Here is a 17,858-nt window from a genome sequence, read left to right as displayed (position 1 = left end):
ACCCTCCCCCTCGCCCCACCCCCGACGCCACGGAAACCGAGCGCGCCGGCCACGGAAGCCGACGCACCGCCACGGAACCGACAGTGCGGACACCGACACCGACAGCACCGTCACCGACACCGACGGCCCCGCCATAGCCCAGATATGTGCCCCTATCGGTGGCCCTGCCTCTCGATCCGCCTCACTCGGCGACGGACGGCCGGGCCGTCACCACCTTCAGGCCCCGGTCCGCGAACTCGCGGCGGGTTGCCTCCCGCGCGCCGCTGTCCGTGATGAACGTGTCGAAGACATCCGCGTCGCCGACGCGGGCGAAGCACCGTTCGCCGATCTTCGAGGAGTCCGCGACGATCACCGCCCGCCGGGCGCGCTCGGCCATCAGACGGTTGACGCGGGCCTCCGCCTCGTCATGCACCGTCGCCCCCATCATCGGGTCCACGCCGTTGGCCCCGATGAACGCGATGTCGACGGAGATCTGCTGCAGCACCAACTCGCTGAACGGACCCACCAGTTCGAACGACCGCGAGTGAGCCACCCCTCCCGTGAGCACAATCTTGATCTGCGGTCGTACGGCCAGCTCATTGGCGATGTTGAGGGAATTGGTGACGATCGTCAGATGCGGCTGCGGGCCCGCCTCCGCGAAGTCCGGACGTGTGGCCAGTACCCGGGCGATGGCCGTGGTCGTCGTGCCACCACTCAGCCCGACGACATCCCCCCGCTCGACCAGCTTCGCCGCGGCCCGTGCCACCGCCTCCTTCTCCTCCGACCGGTGCGCGTGCTTGTAGCGGATCGGCAGGTCGTACGCCACCGAGCTGAGCACCGCACCGCCCCGGGTGCGGGTCAGCAACTGCTGCTCGGCCAGGGCGTCCATGTCGCGCCGCATCGTGGCGGCCGACACCTCCAGAGCGGTGGCCGCCTCCTCGACCTCCACCCGGCCCCGCTCCCCGAGCAGCTCGAGCAAGGCGTTCATCCGTTCATGGCGCTTCATAGCGCGAGCCTAATTCGTTCCGACCAGCCACGATGCCCGCCGGCAGTCCGGCCCGGCCCCGGGTCCGGCCTCAGCCCCGGGCCGGGGCCTGGGCCGCGTACTGGCCCGGCACGGTCGCCGGAGTGCCCAGCACGCTCAGCAGCCGGGCGGCCTCCTCCGCCACTGCCTCCCGGGCCGGCTTGACGTACTTCCGGGAGTCGACCAGTGAAGGATCCGCGTCCAGCGTCTGCCGTATCGACTGAGTGAAGACCGAGACCAGATGGGTCGAAATGTTGATCTTCGTCATGCCGGCGGCGATGGCGCGACGCAGCTCGTCGTCCGGCACTCCGGAGGATCCGTGCAGTACCAGCGGCACCGGCAGTGTCCGGTGCAGCGCCGCGATGAGGTCTTTGTCCAGCACGGCCGTGCGCTGATGCATCGCATGCGACGAGCCGACGGCCACGGCCAGGGCGTCCACCCCTGTCGCGCGGACGAACGCCAGGGCCTCGTCCGGGTCCGTGCGCACCCCCGGCGCGTGTACCCCGTCCTTGCCGCCCACCTCACCGAGTTCCGCCTCGACGTACGCCCCCCGTTCGTGGCACCAGGCGGTCAGTTCGGCGGTGGTGGTGACGTTCTCCTCGTAGGGGAGTGCGGACGCATCCACCATGACCGACCCCACTCCGGCGGAGATGCCCTGGTGGACCAACTCCGCGTCGGTGATGTGATCGAGGTGCACCGCGATCCTGGCACTGGAGCCCTCGGCGAGGGCGAGGGTGGCGCGGGTGAGGGGCAGCAGGCTGCCGTGATAGCGGACGCAGTTCTCGCTGATCTGGAGGATCAGCGGGATGCCGGTGCGCTCGGCGGCGGTGACCAGGGCCTCGGCGGTTTCCAGATGGATGACGTTGAAGGCAGCGGCGCCGACCTGCGCCTCGCGCGCCGCGTCGACGATGGAGGAGGTGGGAACGAGGGGCATGGGACGGTGACTCCCTTGCGGATGGGGCGAGTTGAATTGGTATGGGTGGGTGATGGGGGCGGTGGCTACGAGGCGGCCGAGGGTTCGAGCATCACGGAGCGCGTCAGGCTGCGCGGGTTGTCGGGGTCCAGGCCGCGGGCACGGGCCCGTTCCAGCGCCACTCGCTGGACCAGCACCAAGTCGGCCAGCGGGTCACGTGCATGGCGCACGAAGCGCGCGCCCGTCCGCTCCACGTCGGCCTCAAGCCCCTCCGGTGCCTGGCCGAACAGCCAGGTGACCCGGCCCGGTGCGGCTATCGCGATCGGGCCGTGGCGGTACTCCATCGCCGGATAGGACTCCGTCCAACTCTGCGACGCCTCCCGCATCTTGAGGGCAGCCTCGTTGGCGAGGCCGTAGGTCCAGCCCGTGCCGAGGAAGGAGAACTGCTCGGCGTCCACCAACTCCTTCTCCACGGGGGCGGCCAGGGCGTCCTGTGCATCGGCGACGGCCTGGGAGGTGTCCTGTCCCAGGTGGGCCCGCAGCAGCGTCAGCGCGGTCGTCGCGAAGCGGGTCTGGACCACCGATTTCTCGTCGGCGAAGGGCAGCGCGATCGTCTCGTCGGAGAGCGCGACCGCCGGCGTTTCGGGATCACCGATGAGCGTCACCGTCGGGATGCGCCCCTTGACCGCGTCGAGCACGCGGAGCACCTCGGTGGTCGTGCCCGAGCGGGTGATCGCGACCACCGCGTCGTAGCCGCGGTCGCTGCCGAGGAACGCCTCGGAAGCGGCGAACGGGTCCGTGACCCCGAGCCCGGCACCCTCGCGCAGTGCGGCGTAGGACTGCGCCATGAACCACGAGGTGCCGCAGCCGACCACGGCGACGCGCTGTCCGGCCCGGGGCAGCGGGCCGGCTGCGGCGCCGATCCGTGCGGCCTCCTGCCAGGTCTCCGGCTGGCTCTGTAGTTCCTGCTCCATGTACGAGGTCTCGCTCATGGCCACCCTCCCGTGGTGTGAAACGGCCTGATGCTCACCCAGCGACCGGCGGAATGACGCCCCGCTGGTCTGCGTGAAACTGCAACTTTCTGCCTTGCTGCAATCGACTGTACGCAGAATCGTGCTTGCGTTCCATCCCTCGAACGAGTGGATGCTTCAGAGAGGGGAGATGCCTATCTGTACTGGTGGGGGCCTAATGGCGCCCTGGCGGGGGGAATCGGGGTGGTGGGGGTGCAGGTCGCGAGGGGCGCGAAAGCGCCGAGATCGCCTGTTGACAGTTGCGTGAAAGTGACCGAATACTCGCAAGATCAGTCATGCAGGTGCAGTCAGTCCTGCAGTAAGGCCGCTCCGCCGCACAAAGGACGTCTCATGTCCATCGCCTCCGTCTCCGCGACGCCACCGACTCCACCGACGCCCCCCACGCCGTCCGCGCGGACCGCACGCCCCACCGGTCGGCTGTTCGCGCTCACCGGCGCCGTCGTAGGCGTCATCTACGGCTACGACACCGGCAGCATCTCCGGGGCCCTGGTGTTCCTGAGCAAGGACTTCCACCTCAGCGAGGCCGAGAAGGGCCTCGTCAACAGCATCCTGGTGTTCGGCTCCATCGTCGGCGCGCTGATCGGCGGCAAGCTCGCCGACGCCCTCGGCCGCAAGGCCGCGATGCTGATCGTCGCGGCCTCGTACGCCGTGTTCGTCGCCTGCTCGGCGCTCGCGCCCAACGTCCTCGTACTGGACATCGTCCGCTTCCTGCTCGGCATCGCGATCGGCATCTCGATCGTCGCCGCGCCCCTCTACGTCGCCGAATCCACCCCGGCGCGGATCCGCGGGGCCTCCGTAGCCGCTTATCAAGTGGCCACGGTCGCCGGCATCGTCCTCACCTACTTCGTCAACTGGGGCCTGTCCGGCGGCGGTCACTGGCGCTGGATGCTCGGCCTCTCCGCGATCCCCGCGGCACTCGTGCTGATCCCGCTGCTCAGGTTGCCGGACACCCCGCGCTGGTACGTCCTCAAGGGGCGTACGGAGCGGGCCGTCGAGGTCATGGCGATGACCGACCCGGACGTCGATCCGCGTACGGAGGTCGCGGTGGTGAGTGCCGCGCTGGCAGAGGAGAGCGGCGGATCGGTGCGCTCATTGCTGCGCAAGCCCTATGCCCGCGCCGCGTTCTTCGTCGTCGGCCTCGGCTTCTTCTGCCAGATCACCGGCATCAACGCGGTGACGTACTACAGCCCGCAGATCTTCGAGGAGATGGGCTTCACCGGCGAGGGCCAGAGCTTCCTGCTGCCGTCCTTCGTACAGCTCGCCTCGCTCGCCGCGACGGTGCTCGCCCTCCTCGTCATCGACCGGCTCGGGCGCCGCGTGGTGCTGCTGTGCGGTATCGGCACCATGGTGCTGATGCTCGCGGTGCTGACCGCGGTCTTCGGGGTGGGGACTCTGCAGGGCACCACGACCTGGGTCGGCTTCGCCGCCATCCTGCTCTTCACCGCGGCCTTCAACTTCGGTTTCGGGTCGCTGATCTGGGTCTATGCGAGCGAGGCGTTCCCCGCCCAGCTGCGCTCCACCGGAGCATCGGTGATGCTCACCGCCGACCTCGTCGCCAATCTCCTGATCGCCCAGTTCTTCCCCTCGCTGATGGCCTGGGCGGGCGCGGCACGGACCTTCGCCGGCCTCGGGGTCCTCGCCCTCGCCGCCCTGGTCTTCGCCTCCGTCACCGCACCCGAGACCAAGGGCCGCCAGTTGGAGGAGATCCAGGACTACTGGCGCAACGGGGGGAGCTGGCCGCAGACGCCGGCGCCGGACCCCGTGAGTGCGAGTGCGCTCGGCAGTGCTCCGGCGCCGCCGAGCGCGTGACCCGGAAGCCCGCGCGAGGGGCACCCGTGGGCTGTTCGCCGTCGGGTGCCCGCGGTCTGCGCGCAACGGAGGGTCAGGAGGGCAGCTGCTCCCGGTACGCCTCCAGGGCCGGTGCGGTCGTGGTCGCCACGAACTCCGTGATCCGGTACGTGCACACCCCGGCCAGGGTGAACGGGTCCTCGGCCACGATCCGTTCCACGGTCGCCCGGTCGACGCCGGCGGCGAGGATCACGCCCCCGTCCCGCGGGACCTTGCGGCCGGCGGCGATGAAGTGCCCTGCGGCGTACTCCTTCTGCAGCCACTCCACATGGTCCTGGAGGACGGCGTCGACGCGGTCGAGGGGTGCGGTGTAGGTCAGTTCCAGTACGAACATGGGCGCAAATATAGAGGAGTGGCCGGCGGCACCTCCCGGCCGGTTGCCCGGACGTCGCAGGGTATCGGCGCAGGTCGGGCGTGAGTCAGCGGGCCCCGCCGAGGCCGGGGCGGCGTCGGCCGTGCTGTGTCGCGCGCTCATAGGCATGACCCGCCTGAAGGACGGCGAGGTCGGCGCGCGGCGGGCCTATGAACTGCATTCCCACTGGCAGGCCCGCCGGTGTGAAGCCCGCGGGAACCGAGAGGGCGGGGACACCGAGAACGGAGATCAGGTAGGCGGAGCGCATCCAGTCCAGATACGTCTTCGTGGGCCGGCCCGCGACCTCCTGGGGATACTCCAGCTCCGCATCGAACGGCGTGACCTGGCTGACCGGGGCGAGCAGGAGGTCGTACCGGGAGAAGAAATCCAGCGTCTCCAGGTGCAGTCGGCTGCGGGTCGCGGTAGCCGTGACGAGGTCGGCCGTGGTCAGCCGGCGGCCCTCCTCGACATTCCGGGCGAGGCTCGGCTTGAGGGCCTCCCGGTCGGCGTCGAGCAGCCCGCCGAAGGCGAGGTCGAAGCTGTGGGCGCGCAGCGTACGGAAGGTCTCATCGGCCCCGGTGAGGTCCGGGCAAGCGGTGTCGACGCGCCAGCCCAGCTCCTCCAGGACGCGTAGCTGAGACTCCAGAACGGCGAGGACGTCCGGGTCGGCCGGCGCGAGCCCGCCCAGGTCAGGTGTCCAGGCGACGCGCAACCCGCGCAGCTCACGGTCGAGCGGCACCCGGAACGCCGCGCCGGGTGTCTCCAGACTGAGCGGACAGCGCGGGTCCGGCCCGGCCATCGCCGACAGCAGCAGCGCCGTATCGGCGACCGTCCGCCCCATGGGGCCGGGGACCGCCAGGGTGTCCCAGAGATCACCGCCCGGCTGCGGAGGGACGCGGCCCGGTGTCGGCCGCAGCCCGACGACGTTGCAGAAGGACGCCGGGTTGCGCAGCGATCCGCCCATGTCGCTGCCGTCGGCGAGCGGTTGCAGCCCGGCCGCCAGTGCCGCGGCGGCACCACCACTGCTGCCGCCCGCCGAGCGCGTGGGGTCGTACGGGTTGCGGGTCGTACCGAAAACGCGGTTGAAGGTGTGCGAACCCGCGGCGAATTCAGGGACGTTGGTCTTGCCGAGGCGGATCGCGCCGGCCCGCTGGAGGCGGTCGACCACCACATCGTCCTCGTCGGGGACGTGGTCGGCGAAGAGCGGCGAGCCGAACGTCGTGCGCATACCGCGGGTGAGGTGGGTGTCCTTGAAGGCGATCGGCAGGCCGTGCAGCGGCGGGACCTCGGCCGCCCGGACCAGGCGTGCGTCGGCCTCCGCGGCGGCGGCCAGCGCGCCCTCGGCGTCGAGCGTCACGATGGCGTTGACGGCCGGATTGACCCGCTCGATCCGGTCCAGATGGGCCTGTACGACCTCCCGGGCGGAGATCTCACGCCGGCGCAGGCGGGCGGCGAGGTCGGTGGCGTCGAGGTGGTGGAGTGCGTCGGTCATGGGGACCTCCGGCGGCGTCGGCACCCTGCGAAGGGACCGGAGCGGGCGTACTCATTCACCGTACCGACGGCCACTGACAACGAGCCGGGCGACGGTCCTCGGCCGCCGGTTCGCTCACCGGTTCGGTAGCGTGAGGGCACCATGGACACACCCGGCACGATCTCCTGCGACGACGAACTGCGGCACTGGCCGTCCGACGAGGCCCGGGCGCGCGCGGTCCAGGACCGGTTGCGGTCCTCCGTACGGCTCGACGAGTCCGGCCCGCAACCGGGCTTCGCCGGCACGGTGGTGGGGGTGGACGTCGCCTACGACGACGAGCGTGATGTCGTCGCCGCGGCCGCCGTCGCCCTGGACGCCCGGACCCTCGCTGTCACCGACGAGGCCACGGCCGTCGGGCAGATCTCCTTCCCGTACGTGCCCGGGCTGCTCGCCTTCCGCGAGATCCCCACCGTCATCGACGCCCTCGCCCGTCTCACCCGCACCCCTGACCTTGTGGTCTGCGACGGATACGGGCTGGCGCACCCGCGCCGCTTCGGGCTCGCCAGCCACCTGGGGGTGCTGACCGGGCTGCCCACCATCGGCGTCGCCAAGAACCCCTTCACCTTCCGGTACGCCCCGCCGGGACCGGAGCGCGGCGCGACTTCCCCGCTCCTCGACGGCGACGAGGAGGTCGGCCGCGCGCTGCGCACCCAAAAGGGCGTCAAGCCGGTCTTCGTCTCCGTGGGGCACCGGGTCGACCTCGACCGGGCCTGCGCCCACACGCTCCGGCTGGCGGCCGCGTACCGGCTGCCGGAGACGACCCGGGCCGCCGACGCGCTGTGCCGGAAGGCCCTGGCGAACGCCTGACGCCCGGAGGAGCGGGCCGCGGGCGCCGTGGCTACTGCTCGCGGACCACGCGGAAGACGATGCCCGCCTGTTGGAGGCGTGCCGTCAGCGCCTCCCCCATGGCGACCGCCGTGGTCACCTGTCCCGAGGTCTCCGGCAGGTCGTCGAAGGCCAGGCTGAGCGCCGACTCGGCGAGCATCTTCGCCGTCTCGTCGTAGCCCGGGTCGCCGCCCGAGACCTCGGTGATCAGGCGTTTGCCGCCCCCGGAGGCGACGAAGCGCACCGTGAACCAGCTGCGCGCACGGCGCTCCGGGCTCGGCCCGTCGCCCGGCTCCAGACGGCCCGACAGCCAGCGCCGAGCGGGCGGCACCTGGGCCAGCGCACACAGCGCACCCGCCCCCAGGGCCCCGCCGACGGCGATCGGCAGCCGCCGCACACCGGCGTAGTGGCGATAGCGGAAGTCCGGCCCGTAGCGGTCCAGGGCGGCTGCGGAGCGGGCGATGATCTGCGGATCGAGGGTGGGCAGCGGTACGCCCCAGGTGCCGGTCTCGCCGCTCCTGATAGGCGGGCCGAACGGCGCGCGGATCGTACGGCCCGCCGGACGCGGCTCCGTCCGCTGCCGCTCGCGCGCCGCCCGGGCCATGGCCACCGGGCGGGAGGCGACGGTCAGCGCGGAGGCCAGGGTGCCGCCGGAGAACGTCGCGTTGGAGCGTACGAAGCCGTCGATGCGTAGCGGGACGCCTTCGGGGAGCAGCCCCACCGTGTAGAGGACGCCGAGGTCGTGCGGGACGGAGTCGAAGCCGCCGGCGTGTACCAGGCGCGCGCCGGAGGTGCGGGCCGTCGCATCGTGCCGCAGGTACATCCGGTCGATGAATTCCGGCTCGCCCGTGAGGTCGACGTAGTCGGTGCCGGCGGCGGCGCAGGCGGCGACGAGCGGCTCGCCGTGAAGCAGATACGGGCCGACCGTCGTCGCCACCACCCGGGTGTCGGCGGCGAGGGTGCGCAGCGCCTCCCGGTCGCCGCTGTCGGCCCGCAGCAGCGGCACCTCGGCGCAGGCGGGGTGGAGCTTCGCCAGCCGGTCGCGCAGTTGCTCCAGTTTGGTGAGGTTGCGTCCGGCCAGTGCCCAGCGGCATCCCTCCGGGACGTGCTCGGCCAGGTACGCGGCGGTGAGGGCTCCGGCGAAACCGGTCGCGCCGTAGAGGACCAGGTCGTACGCCCGTCCTGAGGTGTCCTGCCGTCGCATCGCGCGTCCTCTCAACCACCCTTGACTGGTGTCCGGACCCTAGGCAGTGGCCGCCACTCCGTCAACGACGGGTCCGGCCACCCCCTTGGCCACTGCGGTTCCGCCCGGGGGCGTCCGGCGACGTCAGGGTGCCGGGGAGTGCCGGGGGAGTGTCGGGCGGGTCGGCGCGGTAGGGGGACGGCAGGCGTGCGGGCAGTCTTGACAGGGCGTCACCGCAGGGCCACATTCACCGTGGCACCCATGACGTAGGACGTCCGATGTCTGGATTGCGCTCTGCTGTCCGTTCGTTGTCCGTCTGATGCGCCCCGCACCCGCCGCGCACCACATCTTCCTCCCGACCGCACCGCGCCGCCCCGCACTCGCCGCATCGCACCTTCCGCCGACGCCTGGAGGAGGCCGGCTGTTGTGATCACGCGCCCTCTGGACACCCCCGACCGGACACCGCGCTGGTACCGGGAGATCGCCCGGCGCCAGTGGAAGGCGATGTTCGCCGCCTGGATCGGCTACCTCCTCGACGGCTTCGACTTCGTCCTGATCACGCTGGTGCTGACCGACATCGCCGCGGACTTCCACCTCAGCACCGCCACCGCCGCCTCGCTGATCTCCGGTGCCTTCATCACCCGGTGGCTGGGCGGCGCCGTCCTGGGAGCGCTGGGAGACCGGTACGGCCGCAAGGCCGCGATGATCACCAGCATCCTGCTGTACTCGCTCGGCACCTTCGCCTGCGGATTCGCCTGGGGCTACACCAGCCTGTTCGTCGCCCGGCTGGTGATCGGCCTGGGCATGGCGGGGGAGTACAGCGCCGGCGTGACGTATGTGCTGGAGACCTGGCCCACCCGGTGGCGCAACCGCGCCTCCGGCTTCCTGATCTCGGGATACGCGGGCGGCACGATCATCGCGGCGGAGCTGTACAAGTGGGTGGTGCCCCACTGGGGCTGGCGCTGGATGTTCTGGATCGGTGTCCTTCCCGTCCTGGTCGCCCTCTGGGTGCGCAGGTCGCTGCCGGAAGCCGGGGACTGGCAGCGGGAGATCGGTGCGGCCGGACCGGAGGCGGACCGTCCGAATCCGTTCCGCCCGCTCTTCGCCGGACGTGCCCGCGCCTGGGGCAACACGGTCCTGGCGGCGGTCGCCTCGGTCGCGCTGTTCTGCGTCTTCACGCCCGTCGGGGCGGGGTACGTCCCCTGGCTGTCAGCCGTCGCCGCGCTCTGCCTGATCGCCTTCGCCGTGCAGCTGGGAGGGCGCCGGGGATGGCTGCTGTACGTGTCCCTGATGGTGACGGTGTTCTGTGCGTTCCTCTACAGCTGGCCCGTTCAGGCGCTGCTGCCCACCTACCTCAAGACCGACCTCGGGTACGACCCGGCGCAGGTCACCGACGTGATGTTCTACGCGGGCTTCGGCACGATGGCGGGCTGCTGGCTGGCGGGCTTCGTCGGTGACCGGTTCGGCACCCGGCGCGCCTACGCGGGCACCCTGCTGGCCTCCCTCACCTTCGTCTTCCCGGTCTTCGCGGTGCGCGACAGCCTGCCGGCGCTCGGTGTGCTGGTCTTCGGGCTGCTCGCGCTCGGCCAGGGCATCTCCGGCATCCTGCCGAAGTACCTCGCGGGTCATTTCCCGACCGCGACCCGCGCCGCCTCTCTGGGCCTCGTCTACAACGTCGGAGCACTGGGCGGGGCGGTGGCACCCGTCCTTGGTGCCCATCTGGCCGAAGGCATGAGCCTGGGGAGGGCGCTCGCGGTGCTCACCTTCGGGCTGACGCTCGTCGTCATCCTCCTGGTGGGCGGCAACGTGCCCCAGCGGCTGGGCCGGCTGGTGGACCGTCAGGCGCCGGACGACCACCTCGTCCCGGAGAGCGGGGGAGCGGCCGCCGTCCCCTCGGCGACGGATCGGGGCGGTCCGGGCGCCGGGGCGGTGTCGTCCGGCTCGGTGTAGCGGCTCCCGGGGGCGGGACGGGCGCCCGGTGTCACTCGGTGTGGTCGGCCGGCTGCCCGAGCCCCACCCAGCGCACGCCGTCCAGCTCGGCCACCGACTCGACCAGCGGATACGTGGGCGCGACGCCCTCCAGACGGAGCATCACCTCGGCCTCACCCGCGGGCTCCTCGTCGCCGGTGTCCAGCTGGACGTCGGTCACCCGGAAGCCGCTGCTGGTGCACAGCTCCAACATCCGTCCCAGCAGTCCGTGGTGCGGGCGGTACAGGACGCGCAGGTCGGTGCGGGTGAAGGACGGCTTCGACGGGATCAGGTCCGAGACCTTCGAGAAGCCGCGGACGATGAGGAAGTGCACCGCGGTGCAACCGATGGCGAGCAGCGGCAGGCCGCCGCCGCACGCCATGCCGATCGCGCAGGTCAGCCAGATGGTGGCGGCCGTCGTCAGCCCGCGGACCGCGTCCTTCCTGACGAAGATCAAGCCACCGCCGATGAAGCCGATGCCCGAGACGACCTGCGCGGCGACCCGGGACGGGTCGAGCGACACGCCGTCGACACCCAGCAGCGCCCCGAAGCCGTGGATCGACACCTCCATGAACAGTGCGCTGCCCACGCCGACGAGCGTGTGGGTGCGCAGGCCCGCGCTCTTCTGCTTGGCCTCGCGTTCGAGGCCGATCAGCGAGGACAGCACCAGCGCGAGCGCGAGCTCGGTGAACTGGCGCAGCCCCTGGCCGGCGTGGAAGTCGAACAGCGCGGCGGCGAGTTGCGAGGGGGACATGGCGCCCATTGTCTCCCCGCCGGAGCCGGGCCCCCGGCGCTGCGCGGGCCGTTGTCAGTGGCCGCCGTTAGCGTGGAATGCGTTGACCGGCCCGCGCGCGGCGAGCGCGGCGCCGGGCGGCATCGCAGAGGGTGCCGTACGGGGGACGGAAGCGGAGGAGCGCATGAACACGGCGGTGCGGCAGTCGACGGCGGTACGGGAGCGGACGCGGGTCCCGGTAGCGGAGCGGAGCGCCCCGCCGGCCGAGCTGCGCTGCGACCGGACGGCGGAGTCGTCCCGCGGCATAGCCCCGAAGAAGCTCATCGCCGAGCTCGACGGGGGATAGCGGCGCAGCGGCATACGGCGCGCGAAGGCCCGTGACGGCGAGGGTGAGCAAGCCTCGTCGGCGCGGGCCTTTTCCGCGGTTGCCACGAGGCACGGGGGTCTTGTGGAAAGTGGAACACGTTCTTAACATCATGAGTGTTACATCAGAAGTGTCACAGTGCGGAAGGGCATGGGGCGCGATGACGGAGTCAGGGAACGGCCCGCTGAGCGGGGTGCGGGTGGTCGAACTCGCCGGCATCGGCCCCGGCCCCTTCGCGGCCATGCTGCTGGCCGATCTCGGCGCCGACGTCGTCCGTGTCGACCGGCCCGGAGGCGCCGGGCTGCGCATCGACCCCGCGTACGACGTCACCAACCGCAACAAACGCTCGGTGCTGGTGGACCTGAAGACGCCGGACGGGGTCGCCCAGGTACTGGAGCTCGCCGAGCGAGCCGATGTGCTGGTGGAGGGGTACCGCCCGGGTGTGGCCGAGCGGCTCGGCGTGGGCCCGGAGGAGTGCCTGGCGCGCAACCCCCGGCTCGTCTACGGCCGGATGACCGGCTGGGGCCAGCAGGGCCCGCTCGCCGACACCGCGGGCCACGACATCGGCTACATCGCCATCACGGGAGCCCTGGGCATGATCGGCCCGCCCGACGGCCCGCCCGCCATCCCCGCCAACCTCCTCGGCGACTTCGCCGGCGGCTCCCTCTACCTCGTCATCGGCGTCCTCGCCGCCCTGCAGCACGCCCGCGCCGAGGGCGGCGCGGGCCAGGTCGTGGACGCCGCGATCGTCGACGGCACGGCCCATCTGACGGCGATGATCCACGGCATGCTGGCGGCAGGCGGGTGGCAGGACCGCCGCGGGGCCAACCTGCTGGACGGCGGGACGCCGTTCTACGGCACCTACGAGACCGCCGACGGCGGTTACATGGCGGTCGGGGCGCTGGAGAAGCGGTTCTACGGCGAGTTCATCCGCCTGCTGGGCATCGAGGACGAGGCGCCCGGCCGGGACGATCTCGCCGCCTGGGACGACCTCCGTACGGCCATCGCCGCCCGCTTCAAGACCCGGACGAGAGACGAATGGACCGCGGTCTTCGAGGAGTCCGACGCCTGTGTGGCGCCCGTGCTGTCGCTACGTGAGGCCCCGCAGCACCCGCATCTCGCCGCCCGCGGCACCTTCGTCGACCACGACGGCATCACCCAGCCCGCGCCGGCCCCCCGCTTCTCGCGTACGCCCGCCGCGGTCCGCCGACCGCCCGCGCGGCCCGGCGCGGACACCGAGGAGATCGCCCGCGACTGGCAGGCGCCCGGCCTGCTCGCCACCGCACCGGCCGGACCGCCCGACACCCCGGCCGCCGTCCCGCGCCGCGCCGGGCAGGCGTGACGATGCCCGGATGCCACCCCGCGGGGCCGGAGCCCGCCACGAAGACCGAGACCGTCGAGAACCGGCTCTGAGGAGGGCCCGCAGAGATGACCGCGCAGATGCAGCGCCAGATCTTCACCGAGGACCACGCGGCCTTCCGCGAGACGGTACGCACCTTCCTCGCCAAGGAGGTCACGCCGTACTACGAGCAGTGGGAGAAGGACGGCATCGTCAGCCGGGACGCCTGGCGCGCGGCCGGCAGACAGGGACTGCTGGGGCTGGCCGTGCCCGAGGAGTACGGCGGCGGCGGCAACCCCGACTTCCGCTACAGTGCGGTCCTCGCCGAGGAGTTCACCCGCGCGGGCGCCGCCGGACTGGCGCTGGGCCTGCACAACGACATCATCGGCCCCTACCTCACCTCCCTCGGCACCGACGAGCAGAAGCGCCGATGGCTGCCCGGCTTCTGCAGCGGCGAGATCATCACCGCCATCGCCATGACCGAGCCCGGCGCGGGCTCCGACCTCCAGGGCATCCGCACCACCGCCGAGGACCGCGGCGACCACTGGCTGCTCAACGGATCCAAGACCTTCATCTCCAACGGCATCCTCGCCGACCTCGTCATCGTCGTGGCCAAGACCACTCCCGAGGGCGGTGCGCACGGGCTGTCGCTGCTGGTCGTGGAGCGGGGCACGGACGGCTTCGAGCGCGGCCGGAACCTCGACAAGATCGGCCAGAAGTCCCAGGACACCGCCGAGCTGTTCTTCAACGACGTACGGGTCCCCAAGGAGAACCTGCTCGGCGAGCTCAACGGCGCGTTCGTCCACCTGATGACCAACCTCGCCCAGGAGCGGATGGGCATAGCCGTCGCCGGGATCGCCGCCGCCGAACACCTGCTGGAGATCACCACCGACTACGTCAAGGAGCGCGAGGCGTTCGGGCGGCCGCTGTCGAAGCTTCAGCACATCCGCTTCGAGATAGCCGAGATGGCCACGGAGTGCGCCGTCACCCGCACCTTCCTCGACCGCTGCATCGTCGACCACTCGGACGGCAAACTCGACGCCGTCCACGCGTCGATGGCCAAGTGGTGGGCCACCGAACTCCAGAAGCGCGTCGCCGACCGCTGTCTGCAACTGCACGGCGGATACGGCTACATGACCGAGTACCGCGTCGCCAGGGCCTTCACCGACGGCCGCATCCAGACCATCTACGGCGGGACGACCGAAATCATGAAGGAGATCATCGGGCGCTCGCTGCTCGGCTGACCTCCGCGCTGTGTCCTCCCGGGGACAGCCCCCCGACCCCCGCCAGAAAGGCATACCAGTGAGCACCGAAGCGTACGTATACGACGCGATCCGCACCCCGCGCGGCCGCGGCAAGGCCAATGGCGCACTGCACGGCACCAAGCCGATCGACCTGGTCGTCGGCCTGATCCACGAAGTGCGCAACCGCTTCCCGGGCCTCGACCCCGCCGCCATCGACGACATCGTGCTCGGCGTCGTCGGACCGGTCGGCGACCAGGGCTCCGACATCGCCCGGATCGCGGCGATCGCCGCGGGGCTGCCCGACACCGTCGCCGGCGTACAGGAGAACCGCTTCTGCGCGTCGGGCCTCGAAGCCGTCAACATGGCCGCCGCCAAGGTGCGTTCGGGCTGGGAGGACCTGGTCCTGGCGGGCGGCGTCGAATCCATGTCGCGGGTCCCGATGGCCTCCGACGGCGGCGCCTGGTTCGCCGACCCGATGACCAACTTCGACACCGGCTTCGTCCCCCAGGGCATCGGCGCCGACCTCATCGCCACCCTTGAGGGCTACAGCCGGCGCGACGTCGACGAGTTCGCCGCGCTCTCCCAGGAGCGCGCTGCCGAGGCGTGGAAGGACGGCCGCTTCGACCGCTCCGTGGTCCCGGTGCGCGACCGCAACGGCCTGGTCGTCCTCGACCACGACGAGCACATGCGCCCCGGCACCACCGCGGACTCCCTCGCCGGCCTCAAGCCGTCCTTCGCCACCATCGGCGACGCCGGCGGCTTCGACGCGGTCGCCCTGCAGAAGTACCACTGGGTCGAGAAGATCGACCACGTCCACCACGCCGGCAACGCCTCCGGCATCGTGGACGGCGCGGCGCTCGTCGCCATCGGCTCCAAGGAGGTCGGCGAGCGCTACGGCCTCACCCCGCGGGCCCGCATCCTCGCGGCCGCGGTCTCCGGCTCCGAGCCCACGATCATGCTCACCGGCCCCGCGCCCGCCAGCCGCAAGGCGCTGGCCAAGGCCGGGCTGACCATCGACGACATCGACCTGGTCGAGATCAACGAGGCGTTCGCCGCCGTCGTACTGCGCTTCGTCAAGGACATGGGCCTGAGCCTGGACAAGGTCAACGTCAACGGCGGCGCCATCGCCATGGGCCACCCGCTGGGCGCCACCGGCGCGATGATCCTCGGCACCCTCATCGACGAGCTGGAGCGGCAGGACAAGCGCTACGGCCTGGCCACCCTCTGCGTCGGCGGCGGCATGGGCATCGCCACCGTCATCGAGCGCCTCTGACCCCTCGTCCCACCCACAACGGAGAACGCACCATGAGTGAATCCGCCGCTTTGACCATCCGCTGGGAACAGGACGAGACCGGCATCGTCACCCTGGTCCTGGACGACCCCGACCAGTCCGCCAACACCATGAACAACGCCTTCAAGACCTCCCTCACCGCGGTCGCCGACCGCCTGGAGGCCGAGAAGGACAGCATCCGCGGCATCATCTTCACCTCCGCGAAGAAGACCTTCTTCGCCGGCGGCGACCTGCGCGACCTGATCGCCGTCACCCCCGCCCAGGCCCAGCGGGCCTTCGAGTCGGGCAACGGCATCAAGCGCGACCTGCGCCGCATCGAAACGCTCGGCAAGCCCGTCGTCGCCGCCATCAACGGCGCGGCGCTGGGCGGCGGTTACGAGATCGCGCTCGCCTGCCACCACCGCGTCGCCCTCGACACCCCCGGCACCAAGATCGGCCTGCCCGAGGTCACCCTCGGCCTGCTGCCCGCCGCCGGCGGTGTCACCCGCACGGTCCGGCTGCTCGGCATCGCCGACGCGCTGCTGAAGGTGCTGCTCCAGGGCACCCAGTACAGCGCCCCGCGCGCCAAGGAAGCCGGGCTGATCCACGACGTCGCGGCCACCCCCGAGGAACTGCTCGCCAAGGCCCGCGCCTTCGTCGACGAGCACCCCGAGTCCCAGCAGCCCTGGGACGTGAAGGGGTACCGCATCCCCGGCGGCACGCCCGCCCAGCCGAAGTTCGCGGCCAACCTCCCGGCGTTCCCCGCCAACCTCAAGAAGCAGCTGAACGGCGCCCCGTACCCGGCGCCGCGCAACATCCTCGCCGCGGCCGTCGAGGGCTCCCAGGTCGACTTCGAGACCGCGCAGACCATCGAGGCGCGGTACTTCGTCGAGCTGGTGACCGGCCAGATCTCCAAGAACATGATCCAGGCGTTCTTCTTCGACCTCCAGGCCGTCAACTCCGGCGCCAACCGCCCCAAGGACATCGAGCCCCGCAAGGTCGAGAAGGTCGCGGTCCTCGGCGCCGGCATGATGGGCGCGGGCATCGCCTACGCCTGCGCCAAGGCCGGCATCCAGGTGGTCCTCAAGGACGTCACCCCGGAGGCGGCACGGAAGGGCAAGGCGTACGCGGAGGGGCTGCTCGCCAAGGCGCTCTCCCGGGGCCGTACGACCGAGCAGAAGCGCGACGAGCTGCTGGCGCGCATCACGCCCACCGCCGAGCCCAGCGACCTCGCGGGCTGTGACGCCGTCATCGAGGCGGTCTTCGAGGACGTCGCCCTCAAGCGCAAGGTGTTCAAGGAGATCCAGCACATCGTCGCGCCCGACGCGCTGCTGTGCTCGAACACCTCGACCCTCCCCATCACGCTGCTGGCCGAGGGCGTGGAGCGCGACCAGGACTTCATCGGGCTGCACTTCTTCTCGCCGGTCGACAAGATGCCGCTGGTGGAGATCATCAAGGGCGGGCGGACCGGCGACGAGGCGCTGGCCCGCGCCTTCGACCTGGTCCGCCAGATCAAGAAGACCCCGATCGTCGTCAATGACTCCCGCGGCTTCTTCACCTCCCGGGTCATCGGCCACTTCATCAACGAAGGCGTGGCGATGGTCGGCGAGGGCCTCGACCCGGCCTCCGTCGAGCAGGCCGCCGCCCAGGCCGGCTACCCGGCCAAGGTGCTGTCGCTGATGGACGAGCTGACCCTGACGCTGCCCCGCAAGATCCGCGAGGAGACCAGGCGGGCGGCCGAGGAGGCCGGCGGCACCTGGCAGCCGCACCCGGCCGACGAGGTCATCGACCGGATGGTCGACGAGTTCGGGCGCCCCGGCCGCAGCGGCGGTGCCGGCTTCTACGAGTACGGCGAGGACGGCAAGCGCGCCGGCCTGTGGCCGGGCCTGCGCGAGCACTTCGCCAAGGAGGGGGCCGGCATCCCCTTCAAGGACATGCAGGAGCGGATGCTGTTCTCCGAGGCACTGGACACCGTCCGCTGCTTCGAGGAGGGCGTCCTCACCTCTGTCGCCGACGCCAACATCGGCTCCATCTTCGGGATCGGCTTCCCGGGCTGGACCGGCGGCGTGCTCCAGTACATCAACGGCTACCAGGGCGGGCCGGAGCGGGAGGACCTGGTCGGTCTGCCCGGGTTCGTGGCCCGCGCCCGTGAGCTGCAGGCGGCCTACGGCGACCGCTTCGCCCCGCCCGCGCTGCTGATCGACAAGGCCGAAAAGGGCGAGAAGTTCAGCGACTGACCGGTCTCGGGGCGGGC

The 17,858-nt window shown here is 71.4% G+C and carries 15 protein-coding genes; 8 read left to right on the top strand and 7 right to left on the bottom strand.

The genetic code is table 11. From position 1 onward, the window contains the following. Positions 1-181: 181 nt before the first annotated feature. From OO62_RS33490 to OO62_RS33480, 3 genes are all read right to left on the bottom strand, one after another. On the bottom strand, positions 182-985 hold the full coding sequence (locus OO62_RS33490) for a DeoR/GlpR family DNA-binding transcription regulator (protein WP_033271462.1): 804 nt from the start codon (positions 983-985) through the stop codon (positions 182-184). Positions 986-1,055: 70 nt separating this feature from the next. After that, a complete protein-coding gene (locus OO62_RS33485) occupies positions 1,056-1,937 on the bottom strand; it encodes a class II fructose-bisphosphate aldolase (protein WP_033271461.1) in 882 nt (293 codons plus the stop codon). A 65-nt stretch (positions 1,938-2,002) separates the two neighbouring features. Next, on the bottom strand, positions 2,003-2,908 hold the full coding sequence (locus tag OO62_RS33480; RefSeq protein ID WP_033271460.1) for an SIS domain-containing protein: 906 nt from the start codon (positions 2,906-2,908) through the stop codon (positions 2,003-2,005). Between the two features lie 369 nt (positions 2,909-3,277). On the opposite strand from OO62_RS33480, the gene OO62_RS33475 reads away from it, so the two are divergent. Further along, entirely contained in the window at positions 3,278-4,756 is a 1,479-nt protein-coding gene (locus OO62_RS33475; protein WP_033271459.1) for a sugar porter family MFS transporter, read from the top strand. 73 nt (positions 4,757-4,829) lie between these two features. Here OO62_RS33475 and OO62_RS33470 read toward each other — a convergent pair whose 3' ends face one another. Further along, positions 4,830-5,129, bottom strand: a complete 300-nt coding sequence (locus OO62_RS33470; protein ID WP_033271458.1) for a YciI family protein — start codon at positions 5,127-5,129, stop codon at positions 4,830-4,832. Between the two features lie 85 nt (positions 5,130-5,214). Further along, positions 5,215-6,639, bottom strand: coding sequence for an amidase (locus tag OO62_RS33465; RefSeq protein WP_033271457.1), 1,425 nt, complete (start codon positions 6,637-6,639; stop codon positions 5,215-5,217). Positions 6,640-6,780: 141 nt separating this feature from the next. On the opposite strand from OO62_RS33465, the gene OO62_RS33460 reads away from it, so the two are divergent. Beyond that, on the top strand, positions 6,781-7,485 hold the full coding sequence (locus tag OO62_RS33460) for an endonuclease V (RefSeq protein WP_033271456.1): 705 nt from the start codon (positions 6,781-6,783) through the stop codon (positions 7,483-7,485). Between the two features lie 31 nt (positions 7,486-7,516). Here the strand turns inward: OO62_RS33460 and OO62_RS33455 are convergent, their stop codons facing one another. Beyond that, positions 7,517-8,707 carry a saccharopine dehydrogenase family protein gene (locus tag OO62_RS33455; protein WP_033271455.1) on the bottom strand — a complete coding sequence of 397 codons (1,191 nt, stop codon included), beginning with the start codon at positions 8,705-8,707 and terminating at the stop codon, positions 7,517-7,519. Between the two features lie 483 nt (positions 8,708-9,190). Between OO62_RS33455 and OO62_RS33450 the strand changes: the two genes are divergently transcribed. Beyond that, positions 9,191-10,636 (top strand): sialate:H+ symport family MFS transporter, encoded by a 1,446-nt coding sequence (locus tag OO62_RS33450; RefSeq protein WP_241691870.1) that lies wholly within the window; start codon positions 9,191-9,193, stop codon positions 10,634-10,636. A gap of 31 nt (positions 10,637-10,667) precedes the next feature. On the opposite strand, the gene OO62_RS33445 is transcribed toward OO62_RS33450, so the two are convergent. Continuing rightward, positions 10,668-11,408: an MgtC/SapB family protein gene (locus OO62_RS33445; RefSeq protein WP_033271467.1), complete on the bottom strand. Its 741-nt coding sequence runs from the start codon at positions 11,406-11,408 to the stop codon at positions 10,668-10,670. Positions 11,409-11,490: 82 nt separating this feature from the next. On the opposite strand from OO62_RS33445, the gene OO62_RS41600 reads away from it, so the two are divergent. From OO62_RS41600 to OO62_RS33425, 5 genes are all read left to right on the top strand, one after another. Beyond that, on the top strand, positions 11,491-11,733 hold the full coding sequence (locus tag OO62_RS41600; protein ID WP_129322892.1) for a hypothetical protein: 243 nt from the start codon (positions 11,491-11,493) through the stop codon (positions 11,731-11,733). 178 nt (positions 11,734-11,911) lie between these two features. Continuing rightward, positions 11,912-13,093 carry a CaiB/BaiF CoA transferase family protein gene (locus OO62_RS33440; protein WP_033271454.1) on the top strand — a complete coding sequence of 394 codons (1,182 nt, stop codon included), beginning with the start codon at positions 11,912-11,914 and terminating at the stop codon, positions 13,091-13,093. Positions 13,094-13,191: 98 nt separating this feature from the next. After that, a complete protein-coding gene (locus tag OO62_RS33435; protein ID WP_033271466.1) occupies positions 13,192-14,334 on the top strand; it encodes an acyl-CoA dehydrogenase family protein in 1,143 nt (380 codons plus the stop codon). A gap of 58 nt (positions 14,335-14,392) precedes the next feature. Continuing rightward, positions 14,393-15,607 (top strand): acetyl-CoA C-acetyltransferase, encoded by a 1,215-nt coding sequence (locus OO62_RS33430; RefSeq protein WP_033271453.1) that lies wholly within the window; start codon positions 14,393-14,395, stop codon positions 15,605-15,607. 32 nt (positions 15,608-15,639) lie between these two features. Next, positions 15,640-17,841 carry a 3-hydroxyacyl-CoA dehydrogenase NAD-binding domain-containing protein gene (locus tag OO62_RS33425; protein WP_033271452.1) on the top strand — a complete coding sequence of 734 codons (2,202 nt, stop codon included), beginning with the start codon at positions 15,640-15,642 and terminating at the stop codon, positions 17,839-17,841. The last annotated feature ends 17 nt before the right edge of the window (positions 17,842-17,858 follow it).

The organism is Streptomyces lydicus (assembly GCF_000717345.1).
Lineage (GTDB): Bacteria > Actinomycetota > Actinomycetes > Streptomycetales > Streptomycetaceae > Streptomyces > Streptomyces lydicus.
Note: the sequence above shows the minus strand (reverse complement) of the source record. Positions and strands in the feature narration are given on the sequence as shown.

Excerpts from the sequence above, each read along its gene's own strand:
- OO62_RS33490 (WP_033271462.1), bottom strand. The coding sequence starts at position 985 with ATGAAGCGCCATGAACGGATGAACGCCTTGCTCGAGCTGCTCGGGGAG.
- OO62_RS33485 (WP_033271461.1), bottom strand. The coding sequence starts at position 1,937 with ATGCCCCTCGTTCCCACCTCCTCCATCGTCGACGCGGCGCGCGAGGCG.
- OO62_RS33480 (WP_033271460.1), bottom strand. The coding sequence starts at position 2,908 with ATGAGCGAGACCTCGTACATGGAGCAGGAACTACAGAGCCAGCCGGAG.
- OO62_RS33475 (WP_033271459.1), top strand. The coding sequence starts at position 3,278 with ATGTCCATCGCCTCCGTCTCCGCGACGCCACCGACTCCACCGACGCCC.
- OO62_RS33470 (WP_033271458.1), bottom strand. The coding sequence starts at position 5,129 with ATGTTCGTACTGGAACTGACCTACACCGCACCCCTCGACCGCGTCGAC.
- OO62_RS33465 (WP_033271457.1), bottom strand. The coding sequence starts at position 6,639 with ATGACCGACGCACTCCACCACCTCGACGCCACCGACCTCGCCGCCCGC.
- OO62_RS33460 (WP_033271456.1), top strand. The coding sequence starts at position 6,781 with ATGGACACACCCGGCACGATCTCCTGCGACGACGAACTGCGGCACTGG.
- OO62_RS33455 (WP_033271455.1), bottom strand. The coding sequence starts at position 8,707 with ATGCGACGGCAGGACACCTCAGGACGGGCGTACGACCTGGTCCTCTAC.
- OO62_RS33450 (WP_241691870.1), top strand. The coding sequence starts at position 9,191 with ATGTTCGCCGCCTGGATCGGCTACCTCCTCGACGGCTTCGACTTCGTC.
- OO62_RS33445 (WP_033271467.1), bottom strand. The coding sequence starts at position 11,408 with ATGTCCCCCTCGCAACTCGCCGCCGCGCTGTTCGACTTCCACGCCGGC.
- OO62_RS33440 (WP_033271454.1), top strand. The coding sequence starts at position 11,912 with ATGACGGAGTCAGGGAACGGCCCGCTGAGCGGGGTGCGGGTGGTCGAA.
- OO62_RS33435 (WP_033271466.1), top strand. The coding sequence starts at position 13,192 with ATGCAGCGCCAGATCTTCACCGAGGACCACGCGGCCTTCCGCGAGACG.
- OO62_RS33425 (WP_033271452.1), top strand. The coding sequence starts at position 15,640 with ATGAGTGAATCCGCCGCTTTGACCATCCGCTGGGAACAGGACGAGACC.